A 14,993-nucleotide genomic window follows, 5' to 3' on the forward strand; every position below is an offset into this window, starting at 1 on the left:
ATGAGCAAACAAATTATTTTAGGAGACAAGGAATACTTCAGCGGAATCGGCAAGATCGCTTTTGAAGGAAAGGAATCAGACAATCCCTTTGCTTTCAAATATTATGATGAAAACAGAGTAGTGGCAGGTAAAACCCTGAAGGAACACTTCCGGTTTGCAATTGCCTACTGGCACACCTTCTGCGGTACCGGTGGAGATCCATTTGGTCCTGGCACCAAAGATTTTCCATGGAGCACAGCAGGAGACGCTTACCAGCGCGCCAAAGATAAAATGGATGCTGGTTTTGAGTTTATCTCTAAAATCGGAGCACCATTCTATTGCTTCCATGATTTTGACCTGATAGAGGAGGGGGATACCCTGGCTGAGTCTGCCAAGCGACTTGATTTTATCACGGATTATGCCAAAGAAAAGCAGGCCGCTGCCGGCACTAAGTTGCTTTGGGGTACGGCCAACTTGTTTTCCAATCCACGCTACATGAATGGAGCCGCAACCAATCCAAACTTTGAGGTGGTGGCCTATGCAGGAGCACAGGTGAAAAATGCACTGGACGCGACTATCAAACTCGGTGGAGAAAACTATGTATTCTGGGGGGGTAGAGAAGGCTACATGAGCCTGCTCAATACCAATGTGAAGAGTGAACTGGATCACCTGGCGCAGTTTCTGCATATGGCCAAAGACTATGCAAGAAGTCAGGGATTCAAAGGTAATTTCTTTATTGAACCTAAACCCATGGAGCCTACCAAGCATCAGTATGATTTCGATGCGGCTACTGTGCTGGGATTCCTCAGAGAGTATGATTTGTTGGCTGATTTCAAGCTGAATCTAGAAGTGAATCACGCTACGCTGGCACAGCATACCATGCAGCACGAGATGCAGATAGCAGCTAATGCCGGAGCACTGGGTAGTATGGACGCTAACAGAGGCGACTATCAGAATGGATGGGATACAGATCAGTTCCCGACTAACCTGAATGAACTCACTGAGATGATGTTGGTATTCCTGGAAGTAGGTGGCCTACAGGGTGGAGGGATCAACTTCGATGCGAAGACCCGAAGAAACTCTACGGATCTGGCCGATATTTTCCATGCTCACATAGGAGGTATGGATGCTTTTGCCAGAGCACTGATTACAGCAGATGCCATTTTGACTCAGTCTGATTATAGCAGACTGAAAGCAGAGCGATATGCTTCTTTTGGTACTGCAGATGGCAAGGCCTTTGAAGGTGGAAAATTAAAACTGACAGATCTGGCGAAAATTGGCGCTGGCATGGACAACATTCCTTTGCAGAGTGGCAAGCAAGAGCTGTTTGAAAACATAATCAACCAATATATTTAAGAGGTTCACTTTTTGGTTTAGGTGAATTCCAAAGGGAAATGATTCGTTTCATTTCCCTTTTTTATGTTTAAAATATCCTGAATTTCAAATTCTCAGTCCAATGCGATAGCCCAGCCATAATTTTTGAGAATTCTTGGAACTAGACCTTTCCAATAGAGGGTTGGTACCCACTAAGTCCATCGGGTTGAATCGGTCATTGATGCCATAGAAATAGAGGTAGTGAAGCACCGGGCCGGCATGGATAGACATGCGCTCTGTAATCTGCCCACCGAGCGAAATATTGAACCTACCATTGATTGGAACGCTGGTAATCTGCTGATTGGAAGGGAGGAGCGTGTGACCAGTTAATTCAACTCCCAGATAGAGAAATTTGGCAATGTTTTGTTGACTTCCAAAGCCAAAACCTGAAGTCCAGAAATTCTTTTCATAGCTAATGCCAGAAGTGATGATGGTATAAAAATGTTTGACTCCAGACTTGAATGACATGTTAAATTCGGTGACATCATTATAGTCAATATCTAAAGCGATCACTTCACCTTTTGCCAGGTTGACCAGACCGAACATCGTTCCGTATTCCACTTTTTCGGCCATATTCACCAGGCCTACCTGTACTCCTTTTAATGTAGAAGCAGAATTGACGGTCCCCAATTGTAGGCCTTTGAGCGTGTCGCCCACATGGTTGTAGAGCAAGGTAGCTTGCATCCCCCGTAGGGAATGATGTGTGTAATTCATCACACTGCCAAGCTGTGCTCCTGTCAATTTTCCATGAGCATGATTGTAGCCGAGGGCCAGCTGGGCTCCACTGGTGTTGCTGGCCATATTGGCACCCAAGGCCATTTGAATACCCATAAGGGTATCCCTGGCCAAATTATAGCCCCATGACGCCTGCATGCCTCTGACGTCTTCCGCTACATTCGCACCCATGGATGCCTGCAGACCACTGAGGTCTGCAGAGTAGTTGGCCGCGAGAGCCATTTGTACCCCCATTGCCGATCCAGAAACAGCATTGGCACCTAGAGCGGCCTGAAAGCCCTTCATTTCGGACTTACTCAGGTTGAATGCACCACCTATTTGAAGGCCCTCGATATCCCCGCCAGCAGTGTTGGCCAGACCAGCAATCTGAAGGCCTCTGACTTGTCCACGGTTGGCATTAAACATGCCCAATTCAACGCCATCAACCCCTCCGGCATAACCCGCCAGGATGTTCAAAGAGATGTGGTTGGTGACCTGACTGCTAACCTGACCATTAGTGCTCACTCCTGGTACAAGGGAAAGTTGAGCCCAGCGGTCTTCTCCTGAAGGGATGTCTTCGATATGTTTTTTTTCTCTTTTATCTATGAACAGACCTGCTGCTTGTTTTATGGAGTTGATGGTGATTTCTGTTTTATGAATAGGTTCTAAAAGCAGACTGAGGAAGTCGCTATAGGTTTTGTCTACTGTAATTACCGTGTCCTTATAATTCTCCTTACTAATGGCCAAAGTGATTTTGTCTCCGTCTGGCCTGGAGGCCAGGTGGTAAGACCCATCTTCGTTGGAAAGTGTGGCCGAAAGTCGACTCACTTCGTAAATTCTGGTATTGGCAAGTCTTTCTCCGGTTACTGCGTCGAGAACCTCACCATTGATGTGGATGGGGGTAGAGGTGCTTTCAGAGACATCTACCTGAATGATAATATAGCTACCATGAACCTTGAAATTGAACCCGGTTCCTAAAATACCTTTGAGAATTGTTTCAATGGATTCTCTTTGGTAGGTGCTGTAAATCTCTTTTTTGGGTAACCTGTCTGGATTGTAAGAAACGTGGTATTGAGACTGTCTGGACAACATTTCCAGTGCCTCCATAGTAGTGGAACCATCGAAGGAAATGGTCAGTGTATCTTTCAGCGGATCAATCTGAGAATGGCCTGACTGAGAAAATAGTAAGAGCCCAATAAAGGTTAGTAATCGGTACATCCTTTTCCAGTTAAAATGTATTGTTGGTCGGTTTGCGAAATTTCAAGGTTCAGCGTAAGGGCAATCACGTCCAGAATGTTTTCAAGCGTGTCATTGTTAAAGGTCACACTCAGGCTGCAATCGCTTAATTTTTCGCTTCCAAGCTTGATTTGAGTTGCATAAGCTTCTTCAATGGTTCGGATGACTTCAGGGAGTTTTTCGCCGGAGAAGCGAAGGGATTTTGTCCTCCAGAATTGCTCCAGGCCAACTGAAGATGTTTTTTGGGCGGGAGACAAAGTTTCAGTAGTGTTGCTGAATGTGGCTTTCTCTCCTTGGACGATCAGGACAGATTCGTTTCCCCGAGTGAATTGTACGGTGCCTGTTTCTACGATTACGGTTACGCTTTTGTCATCCACTTTAACATTGAAAGAGGTACCTAACACTCTGATTTGAGTGGGGCCTGCCTCGATGATGAATGGCTGATTGGGGTTGGGAGTGATTTCAAAAAAAGCTTCTCCACTGAGTGCTACCCTTCGTTCCTCGGTACTGAAGGAACCGGGGTAAGTGAGCTGACTGGCCTCATTGAGAGCCACGACAGAACCATCCTCCAATTGTATGTTGCCTACTGTGGAATGAGTAGTATAAGTTTTTTGTGGATCTTGCAAGAAACGTACGAGGTATCCAACACCGACCATCACTAAAATGATCGCCGCTATTTTGAGAAGGGTGTAAGTACGATTGGTTGGTGAGACAGGTTTTTGTGCCAGCACTTTTTGCCAGGCTGCATCAATGTCTCGTTTTTTATAGTCTGTGTTTGGGGTGCTGATTGCTCCTGTATCAGCCCACAGAGTATGAAGCTCTCTTAAAAGCTCCTTATTTTCCACAGAAGTATTGGTCCAATGCATCAGGACAAGTTCTTCCTCTTTTGAGGCAAGCCCCGAGAAATGCCGGATTAGTAGCTCCGTGGAAATATGATCTGGAAGTTTTGTATTCATCCTTTCTTAGTTGACACGTTACTCAAAATCTACCCCCATTCACCATCCACAAAAAAATTAAGATCAGAAAATCTTTGAGTTCGTTCCTCAATAATTTCAGTGCTTTACTCATCTGATTTTCTACTGTTTTAATAGATAAATGGAGGTGATCAGCTATTTCCTGATATTTTTTACCCTCGTATCGACTCAGGTTGAAAATCTGTCTGCATTTGGTTGGCAGCTTATTTAGTGCTGCTTCAATCGCCTCCTTCAGCTCTTCGAGTTCAAGGAAATCAATATTACTTGCATTTGGGTGAGTGATCTGGTGATGAGTGGCATGCGAGGCTTTGACCTTCTCATGTCGCAAATGATTAAGACATCTATTGCGCACAGACCCCATGAGGTAGGATTTGACAGAAGTGTTGATCTCAATGGTTGTTTGGCTCCAGAGCGTCACAAAAAGCTGCTGCACGATTTCTTCAGCATCGTCTTCATTGGAGATGTAGCTCAGTGCAAAATGTACCAGTTCGTCGTAGTGAGTCCTGAAGAGAGATTCGAAAACCTGGTCATCACTGATATGGACAATTTGTTTGGAGCTAGGATTCAACGGTTAGGTGTGGATATACCCAAAAGTATAAAATGAAAGGGTATTGTTTGTAAGTATGTGCTATCGAGACGTACGTCTTGATCTAAACATTCAGCGAAAAGTCCCTTTTGGACTCCGAGGCGTACTTTTCCTTGTTGAACTGATAGAGGTATGAGCCTTTTTTACTGGAAGTCATGTCTTTCTCTTCCAGTTTGGTCAGCACATCCAGTTGATTGATTTTTTTGACAAAATTTCGCTTGTCCAACTCCTGATCCAAAATAGCCTCATAGAGCTTTTGTAGCTGCCGCATGGTGAATTTTTCAGGCAGCAGTTCAAATCCAATGGGCTGAACGGAGGTTTTGTATCGCAGGAGATTGATGGCTGTGGTAACCATGTCGCCATGATCAAATATGAGTTTAGGCGCTTTGTTGAGGCTGAACCACTCAGCTGAGTGTTGTCGGGAGAGCTCTTTATTGTGGTCTTCTATTTTGATCAGCGCATAATAGGCAATGGAAATCGTTCGTTCCACAGGGTCTCTGTCTGGCTGACTGAATGTTCGCACCTGATCCATATAGACGTCTCGTAGACCAGTGAGGCTGTGGAGTATCCTGTTGGCGGCCTGTGAGGCGGTTTCATCCTCACGAAGAAAGCCACCCATGAGTGACCATTTCCCCTTTTCGGGCTCCAGATTTCTTTTGATCAAAAGCAGCTTGAGTTCTTCATCGTCAAAGCCAAAGATGATACAGTCTACTGCCACAAGCAGTCTTTTTTGGTTTTGATAAGTGGTGATCATGGCTGTGATTAAATCTATTATTTGTAAATAAGGTGCAGAAATCTCGTGTGCACTCTTTCATCGCAGGTTAAAATGCGTAATTAAAGGCAAGTTTCCAAAGGTGAAGGTAATGCACCTGGGCAGAAGGCTGAGAAACGGATGGCTTGAATTCCAGCGCTCTCGGGTTTGATCGGCTAACGGTGGCTCTTCTTGGGGGTATGAAAATTGCGTAACTTGTGGGAATTATGCGTACTCATCTGACTTTTTTTAGTGCAATAATAGGCCTCTCTGCGCTGGTAGCCTGTAAAACCGACAAAAAGGAGGAGCCCAATCCTCAGACTCCAGAGGAGGTGGTCTTTGCAGTTGAGACCGGAGAGAGCCAACTGCCTTATCTCATCATCGATACCAAAGGTGTGGATATCAAAAATGAGCCTAAAATCCCGGCTGAGCTGAAGGTCTATGTGGAAAAGGCCGCAGTGCAGAGTGCACACATCGGCATTGAATATCGAGGGTCTACCTCTTTCCGATTGTCGGATAAGAAGTCTTTTGGAATAGAGACCTGGGCCGAGGATGGCAGCGATACCGAAGTGAGTTTTTTTGGGTTTCCTGAAGAAGAAGACTGGATACTTATGGGGCATGTGGTCAATGAAGGGCAGGGATATATTTTTGACCGTACCCTCATGTATCATCAGTTTGGGTATCGGCTATTTGAGGAGATGGGTCGATATGCCAGTCGCACGGAGTTTGTGGAGCTACAGATAGACAATGACTACAAGGGGGTCTATGTGTTCATGGAAAAACTCAAACGTGACAAGAATCGAATAGACATTAAAAAACTTGAGCCAGGAGATGTGCTGGCTGATGATATTACAGGTGGGTATATTTTGAAAATTGATAAGACGGTAGGTGGGGACCTGAACATCAACCAGCCGCTGGAGTACTTTGAAAATAACTGGGAGGATGATGCCCGGTACACTGAGGATATCAGCTTTCGTTCGGACTATGACATCTATGGACAGCCTATTGAATTTGACCCATATGGGCAGCCGTACCATGCCAATATGTACCTGGAAACCTATTTTCTGTATGAGTATCCAAAGGCTAAAGAGATTACCGCTGCTCAGAAAAATTACATTCAAGCGTATATCAGTGATTTTGAGACGGCCCTTTTGACAGATGACTTTTCTTCAGAAGAGCGGACCTATACCGACTTTGTTGATCTGTCAAGTTTTGTGGATTTTTTCCTACTGAATGAGGTAGTACGGAACGTAGATGCTTACCGGCTCAGTACCTATCTGCACAAAGACCGGGGCGGCAGATTAAATATGGGCCCGGTTTGGGACCTGAACATTGGCTATGACAATGGTGGACGGGTACCCATAGATGGCTGGGTGATGAATTACAATCAGTATGTGGAGTCCGACGCCTGGATGGTGCCCTTCTGGTGGCCAAGACTTATGGAAGATCCCAAGTTTAGGGCGGCTGTCAAGATCAGGTGGAACAGCCTGCGGGGAGGGATCATGAGCACTGCATCTCTCACGGCTATGGTTGATGCCACTGCCAGCTATCTGATAGAGAATGGCGCTGTAGATCGCAACTATGATCGATGGGGGAAGGCCATCGGGGTGGATTATGACGCAAGTATCGCCAGCCTCAAGACCTATTTAGAGGAGCGCACCCAGTGGATGGATGGTCAGATTTCGGCTTTTTGAGTGAGCACAATTCTCAGTGCCACTTCTCATTTCAAAATTCCTTCAGAAATAGCCCGTATTTTTGGTCCCAATGAAACTACTTGTCATAGAGGATCATGATCAACTTAGCGCCAATATTCGCACCTATCTCCACGGGGAGGGCTATGTGTGTGAAGTGGCAGGCAGCTACCAGCAGGCCGTGGAGAAACTTTATGCCTATCAGTATGATCTGGTGGCACTAGACCTCATGCTGCCTGATGGCAATGGTCTGGACCTGCTTCGAACCATCAAGGAAAACTGGCCTCAGATCTGCGTGCTGATTATTTCCGCTAAAAATGCCCTTGATGACAAAATCAAGGGCCTCGATCTGGGAGCAGATGACTACCTGGCCAAGCCCTTCCATCTGGCTGAACTCAACGCCCGCCTGAGGGCGATTTTTCGAAGAAAAAACCAGCAGGGGGATGACAAAATCCAGTTTGAAGACATGGAACTTAACACTCAGACCTTTGAGGTAGTGGTGGGAGGACAGGTGCTTGACCTCACCCGTAAAGAGTTTGAACTGATCCAGTATCTCCTGCTCAATCAAAATCGTGTGCTCACCAAGCAGTCCATCGCAGAGCACCTTTGGGGGGACTATATGGACACCGCCGATTCTTTCGACTTTGTATATCAGCACATCAAAAATCTACGTAAGAAAGTCGCTGAAGCAGGAGGTACCGATTACATTCATACCGTCTACGGCGTGGGTTATAAATTCAAAAAGGGATGAAACTCGTTGTTAAAATCACTCTGTATTTTGTCCTCATCTCCTCTATTGTATTCCTCATTGGAGCGGTATTTAGCTACAATGCTATAAGCCGTGAGATTGACATAGAGGAGCGGCTTTTTCTCAAAGAAAGACTCCAGTCAGTCGTAGGGTTTCTGGAACACAGAAATCCAACCCACGAAATTTCACGGGATAAGATGGTCATCACACCGCTCGATGAATTGGTGAGCGATAGCGAAATTGTATTTACCGATACCCTCGTCACACACTCAACCCTCAATAGGATAGAGCCGCATCTGAAGCTGGATGTCATTCGACAGGTCAATGGGAGGGCCTATAAAATTATGCTCTATGATCTCATCATAGAAGAAGACGATATCGAGGATGCCGTACGTGAATCAATGGTGAAAACCTACCTGATGTTGCTGCTGGTTTCGCTCGTTCTTAGTCTCATTGCTTCCTACTATGTATTCAGGCCGTTTCAGTTTACACTGGCTGCTATCCGGGATTTCTCCATCAAGCAGTCTCACACACCAAAGCTGCCCCTTTCGTCCACAGCAGAGTTTAAAAAACTCAACCAGTTCATTGACGAAATGATGCAAAAAGCTCAAAGGGATTATCGCTCGCTGAAGGAGTTTTCGGAAAATGCTTCACATGAAATACAGACACCCATTTCTATAGTTCAAGGCAAGCTGGAGCTGCTCATGGAGTCATCCGAGCTCCGCGAAGATCAGATGGAGCTCATCTCCTCAGCACAGAATGCGCTGAAGCGGCTGAGTAAGATGAGCAACTCGCTCTCGCTCCTCACCAAGATCGAGAATAAGGAATTCTCGGATATTGCCCCTGTCAATGTTTCCAAACTTTTGTCGGAGTTGTTATTTGATTTCAAAGAGCTGATAGAGCTGAAGCAGATTACGCTCACTACAGAGGTGGAGCCTGATGTGGAGGTCATTGGCAATGCTACGCTACTGGGAATTCTGATGACCAATCTGCTGAACAATGCCGTAAGACATAATCGTACCGGCGGCAGCCTCCGTGTTGAGCTTACCTCCGCCGGTCTTAACATCACCAACACTGGCGAACCTCTCGAGGGCAATGCGCAGGATTATTTCATGCGATTCAAAAAGGGGTCGGAAAATCCTGATTCTTCCGGGCTGGGGCTGTCCATAGTTCAGCAGATCTGTTCAGAACATCAATTCTCTGTTATTTATCAAACTTCTGCCGAACAACATCACCTCTCGGTACGTTGGGAAAGTAGGAATTAGATGTAGCTACATAAAAATCAGATTTCCTTCAGAATTCAAACAAATTTCAATCAGAGTGTGCAGGTAGTTTTGCATTCTCTAATAGACTTATGATACGAAACACTTACACTTTTTTATTCATTTTTCTTTTTGGCATCACCCTTCATGGGGCATCACCTATCGAGGAGGCACCTTCTATCAGAGGACAGGTGATTGATGCAGGTACAGGCCAGCCTTTAGAGTTTGCCACGGTGAGTGCGGTGCGTGCGGACGACAAGAGCCTGATCACTGGGAGTATTACAGATGCCGAAGGTCGGTTTAGCCTGGCAGTGGAGCCTGGTGAGTATGTGGTGAAAATTCAGTTTGTTACCTTCGAAACGAAAGAGATTTCGGTCATTGTGGGACAAGGCAACCGCAATCCCGACCTGGGAACCATCAGCATGAAGCCATCGGTGAGTGAACTGGATGAAGTGGTGGTTTCAGGAGAGCGCACTCAGATGCAGCTCAGCCTCGATAAGAAAGTGTATAACGTGGGTAAAGACCTGAGTTCGTTAGGAGGATCCGCCTCTGATATTTTGGGAAATTTGCCGTCTGTCACTGTGGATGTGGAGGGCAACGTGGAGCTCCGTGGGAGCTCCAGTGTGAAGGTACTCATAGACGGCAAACCCTCAGGACTCGTGGGGTTGTCCAGTACAGATGCTTTGCGTCAGCTTCAGGGCAATATGATCGAGCGCGTGGAGATCATCACCAATCCTTCTGCCCGGTATGATGCCGAGGGGATGGCGGGTATCATCAATATCATTTTGAAAAAGGACAAAGGAAACGGTCTCAATGGAAGTTTTCAGGTGAATACCGGCTATCCACACAATCATGGAGCCTCCGCCAATGTTAATTTTAGAAAAAAATGGGTCAATCTGTTTCTTAACTATGGAGTAAACTACAACAAAGCGCCAGGCTTGGGAGGTGCCAGTCAGCAGTATATGCTGCCAGATACTTCCTATACGACTGACCTGAGTCGTCAGCACATCCGGGGTGGGATATCCAATAACGTGAGGTTCGGAGCGGATTTTTACCTCAACGATTACAGTACGATTACCACCTCTTTTCTCTATCGCTACTCTGATGAACTCAATGATTCGGAACTTGAGTACAAAGATTATGATGGCAACGAACAACTCATAGACTATACACGCCGGGAAGACACCGAAACGGAGGGTGATGAGAACCTTGAGTATGCAGTCAACTATACCCGCACCTTTCAGCGTCAGGGCCAAAAACTCACGGCAGACTTTCAGTATCAAAATAACAATGAACTGGAGAAGTCCGACATTGTACAGTATCAGGGAGCTACCATGGCCGAAAGTGTCCCCGAACTTTTTCAAAAAGTGCGCAACGATGAGGGCGAGAAGCGTTTGATGCTTCAGTCGGATTATATCCAGCCATTTGGTCAGAAGGGCAAGGTAGAAGCTGGATTCCGGAGTACTTTCAGAGAAGTGAAAAATATCTATAACGTACAAGAGAAGAATGACCCCTCCGAGGCGTATGTTCCCCTGGATACCTTCAGCACGGACTTTGCCTACAATGAGGATGTACATGCTTTTTATGGTATCGTGAGCAACGAATTGGATAAAATATCCTGGCAGTTGGGGCTTAGAAGTGAGACCACCAGCATCAATACGGTGTTTCAGGAAACAGGCAAGCAGCGAAACTGGCAGTATACCAACCTTTTCCCAAGTGCTTTTTTTACCTATAAGCTCAAAGGTGAAAACCAATTGCAGTTGAGCTACAGCCGTAGGATCAACAGGCCCAGGTTCAGAGAGTTGAATCCGTTTAGCTCCTTTACGGACAATCGTAATTTCCGCATAGGAAACCCTGAGCTTCAGCCCGAATTTACTGATTCATACGAAACCGGATTTCTTCAGAACCTGAAGGCTTCATCTATTTACTACGGGGTGTATTACCGACATACTACTCAGCTGATTCGTAGAGTGAGCCTTGCTCCAAACGAGAGTGGAGAACGGGTGCAGATTCCATACAATATTGGCGAAAGTGATGCACTAGGGATGGAAATCAATGCGGCCCATGAGTTTACCAGTTGGTATCGTGTGAGTGGTAATTTCAACTTTTATCATCAGCAGATTACCGGTACGGTGGGAGACACCATCAATCTGGGAGCACGCACTACCACCTTCAGTACAAGGGTAAGCAACAACTTCAAGATACCTAAGCTTTTTGATGCTCAGGTGAATGTGAACTATCAGGCGCCGCAGAATCAGTCGCAGGGGAGAAGGCTCTCCGTGACGGTGGTCGATGTGGGGCTGACCAGAGATATCTGGAAAAATAACGGGACCATTTCCCTCAGTGCGAGAGACCTCTTCAATTCACGAAAGTGGAGGTCGATCACGGATATACCCACTTTCTACGAGGAGTCCACCTGGCAGTGGCGGAAGGGCCCCACTTTTGTGCTCACCGCTACTTATCGCCTTAATCAGAAGAAGCAAAGACCTGAGCGCGGTGCAGGCCGGGACGAGTTTGAAGGTGATGGAGGTTTTTGATCCCCAGAAAAATATAGTTAGTTAGGTTGATTGGTAGAAGCCGGCTCATACAATGAGTCGGTTTTTTTTGTTTTGATCATATCATTTACAACTATGAAAGAAACCTTTTACATTTGCTGACGTATTTCATTTACAATCATGAATGATATGAAAGAAGAAAAGGTACAGATTGGAGAGTTTGAAGAACTGGTGCTGCTGGTGACGGCCATCCTTCATGAAGATGCCTATGGGGTCAGAGTGATGGACGAGATTGGAGCGCAGACGGGCAGGAAGGTGAATATCAGCGGAGTACACACTGCCCTCGATAGATTGGAGAAAAAAGGCTACCTCAGCTCATACATGGGAGGCGCCACAGCCGAGCGAGGGGGTCGTAGTAAGCGATATTTCAAAGTGACTAATCTTGGGGTACAGGTATTGGAAATCAATCGAAGGGTGAGAAATACTCTTTACGATCAAATACCCAAAGTTTTGCTGGAAACCCGATGACATCTGCCAATCCACCGAAACTGCCCTTCAGAATACTGAGATGGTTCTGCAAGCCCTGGTATGCCGAAGTGATAGAGGGTGACCTGCTGGAGCTTTATCATAGACAGGTGGCCACACATCCAACCAAGGCCAGACTAGCTGCCTACATGAATGTGATTCGTTTTTTCAGGTGGCGATACATCAAAGATTTAGAAGATTTTCAACCTAATACACCTTTTGGTATGTTCAAAACTTATTTCAAAGTGACCATGCGGAGCATGGGTAAAAACAAGGTGCAGACTACATTGAATATTTTGGGTCTTTCAATGGCCATAGCGGCATGTCTCCTCATTCTGATCCACATCAAGTATCAGTTTGCTTTCGATAAGCACCTTCCACAGTTGGAGAATATCTACCGTGTGACATTAAATGAGCGTGGAGGGAACACCCCGGCATTGCTGGTGAAGCAGATGCAGGCTGACTATCCTGAAGTACTAAATGGAACCAGGATTTCGGGGCCTCTGGAAAGTGTGATCTCACTCCAGGGCCGCTACATCAGGCAAGGAGGTGGGATCTACGCGGATTCTACTTTTTTCGATCTGTTTCCTGCTACCTTCCTGGCGGGCAGGAGCGGTCAGGTACTCAGTGGCCCCAGGGATGTAGTGCTTACAAAAAGAGTGTCCGATAAACTTTTCCCTAATGGAGAAGTGGTAGGAGAGGAGATTAATGTAGATGGGGATGATTATAGAATTACGGCTGTCATAGAAAATCCACCAGCGACTAGTTCCATTCCATACGAATTTATCTTGTCCATGCCACGTGAGTCATGGGTGACCAATGGTTGGTGGACTGGGAATAATTTTTATTCTTATTTACTTGTTGATCCTAATGCTAACATTGATCAACTGGAGGGTAAGTTTCCTGATTTCGTCCAGCGATACATTGGCCCGGAGATTCTGGGATTTTATGAAGCCTACGCTACCCTTGAAGATTACTTCGCCGAAGGTCACCAGTATTCCTTTGGGCTTGTCCCGATGAAGGACATTCATCTGCATCACCCGCGACTTTCCCTGGGTACAAGAGCAGACTATCAGAGTATACTCACTTTTGGAGGGGTGGCGGTATTTATCCTGCTTATCGCCTGCATCAACTATGTGAATATGGCCACTGCGCGCTCTTCTCTCAGGGCTAAGGAGATTGGGATGAGAAAGGTGATGGGTTCTGTGAAAAGCCTTATTGCTCAGCAGTTTCTTCTGGAGTCATTTGTGATTACATCCATCGCCATGGTAGCCGGGCTCGTGCTGGCGTTGGTTTGCCTCCCATATTTCAACCAGGTGAGCCTGGGAAGCTATGGTATCTGGGACATTGTGAACCTGGAGAATGCCCTTTGGTTTTTCCTCATTTTGATCGCTACCAGTTTGCTTTCCGGGATTTATCCAGCGCTCTACCTGGCGTCTTTTCGTCCCATTGCAGCTTTGAAAGGAGAGACGGTAAAAGGGGGAGGTAGCCGGATGCGCTCAGGATTGGTAATTTTTCAGTTTTCTATCTCGTTGTTACTCATGGTAGGCACCTACATTGTATATCAGCAGATTTCGCTGATGAGCAATAGAAAACTGGGTCTGGCTACAGAACAGACCTATGTCATCAGAGATGCTCGTAAGATAGCTGGGGACTTTGGAGCTTTCAAGAATCAACTACTCGGCCAGGCGGCCATCAGTCAGGTGGGGCTGGCCAATGGATACCCTTCGGGAGGTATGGCTGATTGGAACTATACCTCAGTGGATGAAGACCAAATTCAACTGAGTCCTAATAATATCTTCGTTTCCAGCGAGATTCTGGAGGTATGGGGCTTGAAACTCCAAAGTGGTAGATTTTTTAGCGCGAACCTGGGCACCGATACCATGAATATTGTTGTCAATGAAACCCTGGTGAAAACCCTGGGATGGGAGGAACCTCTCGGCAAAATGTTGGGTAGAAGTGAAGGGCACTTCAAAGTCATCGGCGTAGTGGAGGACTTTGCTCTGGGCTCGGCGAAAAGCGGAAACGCACCAGTAGTGTTTCGGTATATGAATGATGGCGTATTTGATATCTTCGGAGGAGATTATCTGATGGTGAAAATAGATGGTAATTTAAGAGACGCTTTGGAACACATAGAGGCCACATGGGATCGTTTCTTACCCAATTACCCTCTGGATGGTCGATTTATGGATGATTCATTCCAGGCTCTGTACGATGGAGAGCGAAGGTTTGGCTTGTTGTTTTCCGGATTTTCGGTTCTCGCCATTGTCATTGCCTCAATTGGATTGTTTACCCTATCGGCATTTGTGCTGGAGCGCAAGCGCAAGGAAATAGCGATCAGAAAGGTCCTTGGAGCCAGAGTGGGTCAAATCTTTGTGAGGATAATAGCCTACTTCGGACGCCTTATCATCGCCAGTACATTTATTGCTGTGCCGGTTGCGTTCTACCTGGGGCATGATTGGCTTGATAATTATGTGGAACGCATCGATTTGAGTAGTATGATTTTCGTGATCCCTTTGGCATTACTGGCCCTGATTTCGCTGGTAACTGTAGCCCTACAGACCTACAGGACGGCAGCTAATAACCCATTGGATTCTTTAAAGGAAGAGTAGAATAATATCGTTTTGATGAGGGGTAAGTGTTCCAACTTTAACGGTT

At 46.1% G+C, this 14,993-nt stretch carries 11 protein-coding genes; 7 read left to right on the forward strand and 4 right to left on the reverse strand.

Annotation, left to right across the window (positions count from 1 at the left end; genetic code table 11):
- On the forward strand, positions 1 to 1,335 hold the full coding sequence (gene xylA, locus ACHKAR_RS01675) for a xylose isomerase (RefSeq protein ID WP_395415902.1): 1,335 nt from the start codon (positions 1 to 3) through the stop codon (positions 1,333 to 1,335).
- Positions 1,336 to 1,419: 84 nt separating this feature from the next.
- Here the strand turns inward: xylA and ACHKAR_RS01680 are convergent, their stop codons facing one another.
- The 4 genes from ACHKAR_RS01680 to ACHKAR_RS01695 form a co-directional block, all read right to left on the reverse strand.
- Positions 1,420 to 3,285, reverse strand: coding sequence for an LA_2272 family surface repeat-containing protein (locus tag ACHKAR_RS01680; RefSeq protein ID WP_395415903.1), 1,866 nt, complete (start codon positions 3,283 to 3,285; stop codon positions 1,420 to 1,422).
- A complete protein-coding gene (locus ACHKAR_RS01685; RefSeq protein ID WP_395415904.1) occupies positions 3,270 to 4,259 on the reverse strand; it encodes a FecR family protein in 990 nt (329 codons plus the stop codon). Before ACHKAR_RS01685 ends, ACHKAR_RS01680 begins: the two co-directional genes overlap by 16 nt.
- A gap of 22 nt (positions 4,260 to 4,281) precedes the next feature.
- Positions 4,282 to 4,845: an RNA polymerase sigma-70 factor gene (locus ACHKAR_RS01690; RefSeq protein ID WP_395415905.1), complete on the reverse strand. Its 564-nt coding sequence runs from the start codon at positions 4,843 to 4,845 to the stop codon at positions 4,282 to 4,284.
- A gap of 82 nt (positions 4,846 to 4,927) precedes the next feature.
- Positions 4,928 to 5,581 carry an NUDIX hydrolase gene (locus tag ACHKAR_RS01695; protein WP_370519077.1) on the reverse strand — a complete coding sequence of 218 codons (654 nt, stop codon included), beginning with the start codon at positions 5,579 to 5,581 and terminating at the stop codon, positions 4,928 to 4,930.
- A 260-nt stretch (positions 5,582 to 5,841) separates the two neighbouring features.
- Here ACHKAR_RS01695 and ACHKAR_RS01700 point away from each other — a divergent pair, with 260 nt between their 5' ends.
- The 6 genes from ACHKAR_RS01700 (at position 5,842) to ACHKAR_RS01725 (ending at position 14,947) form a co-directional block, all read left to right on the forward strand.
- Positions 5,842 to 7,308 carry a CotH kinase family protein gene (locus tag ACHKAR_RS01700; protein ID WP_395415906.1) on the forward strand — a complete coding sequence of 489 codons (1,467 nt, stop codon included), beginning with the start codon at positions 5,842 to 5,844 and terminating at the stop codon, positions 7,306 to 7,308.
- 70 nt (positions 7,309 to 7,378) lie between these two features.
- Complete coding sequence (locus ACHKAR_RS01705) at positions 7,379 to 8,056, forward strand: response regulator transcription factor (protein WP_159584552.1); 678 nt, start codon at positions 7,379 to 7,381, stop codon at positions 8,054 to 8,056.
- Positions 8,053 to 9,318, forward strand: coding sequence for a sensor histidine kinase (locus ACHKAR_RS01710; protein WP_395415907.1), 1,266 nt, complete (start codon positions 8,053 to 8,055; stop codon positions 9,316 to 9,318). Before ACHKAR_RS01705 ends, ACHKAR_RS01710 begins: the two co-directional genes overlap by 4 nt.
- A gap of 89 nt (positions 9,319 to 9,407) precedes the next feature.
- Positions 9,408 to 11,852 carry a TonB-dependent receptor domain-containing protein gene (locus ACHKAR_RS01715; RefSeq protein WP_395415908.1) on the forward strand — a complete coding sequence of 815 codons (2,445 nt, stop codon included), beginning with the start codon at positions 9,408 to 9,410 and terminating at the stop codon, positions 11,850 to 11,852.
- Positions 11,853 to 11,999: 147 nt separating this feature from the next.
- Positions 12,000 to 12,338 carry a PadR family transcriptional regulator gene (locus tag ACHKAR_RS01720; RefSeq protein WP_159584546.1) on the forward strand — a complete coding sequence of 113 codons (339 nt, stop codon included), beginning with the start codon at positions 12,000 to 12,002 and terminating at the stop codon, positions 12,336 to 12,338.
- Positions 12,335 to 14,947: an ABC transporter permease gene (locus tag ACHKAR_RS01725; RefSeq protein WP_395415909.1), complete on the forward strand. Its 2,613-nt coding sequence runs from the start codon at positions 12,335 to 12,337 to the stop codon at positions 14,945 to 14,947. The genes ACHKAR_RS01720 and ACHKAR_RS01725 overlap by 4 nt, the downstream gene beginning before the upstream one ends.
- Positions 14,948 to 14,993: the final 46 nt, after the last annotated feature.

Source organism: Marinoscillum luteum, from assembly GCF_044005705.1.
Lineage (GTDB): Bacteria > Bacteroidota > Bacteroidia > Cytophagales > Cyclobacteriaceae > Marinoscillum > Marinoscillum luteum.

What these genes read in the sequence shown, in the direction of transcription:
- xylA (WP_395415902.1), top strand. Translation starts at nt 1, where the DNA reads ATGAGCAAACAAATTATTTTAGGAGACAAGGAATACTTCAGCGGAATC.
- ACHKAR_RS01680 (WP_395415903.1), bottom strand. Translation starts at nt 3,285, where the DNA reads ATGTACCGATTACTAACCTTTATTGGGCTCTTACTATTTTCTCAGTCA.
- ACHKAR_RS01685 (WP_395415904.1), bottom strand. Translation starts at nt 4,259, where the DNA reads ATGAATACAAAACTTCCAGATCATATTTCCACGGAGCTACTAATCCGG.
- ACHKAR_RS01700 (WP_395415906.1), top strand. Translation starts at nt 5,842, where the DNA reads ATGCGTACTCATCTGACTTTTTTTAGTGCAATAATAGGCCTCTCTGCG.
- ACHKAR_RS01705 (WP_159584552.1), top strand. Translation starts at nt 7,379, where the DNA reads ATGAAACTACTTGTCATAGAGGATCATGATCAACTTAGCGCCAATATT.
- ACHKAR_RS01710 (WP_395415907.1), top strand. Translation starts at nt 8,053, where the DNA reads ATGAAACTCGTTGTTAAAATCACTCTGTATTTTGTCCTCATCTCCTCT.
- ACHKAR_RS01715 (WP_395415908.1), top strand. Translation starts at nt 9,408, where the DNA reads ATGATACGAAACACTTACACTTTTTTATTCATTTTTCTTTTTGGCATC.
- ACHKAR_RS01720 (WP_159584546.1), top strand. Translation starts at nt 12,000, where the DNA reads ATGAAAGAAGAAAAGGTACAGATTGGAGAGTTTGAAGAACTGGTGCTG.
- ACHKAR_RS01725 (WP_395415909.1), top strand. Translation starts at nt 12,335, where the DNA reads ATGACATCTGCCAATCCACCGAAACTGCCCTTCAGAATACTGAGATGG.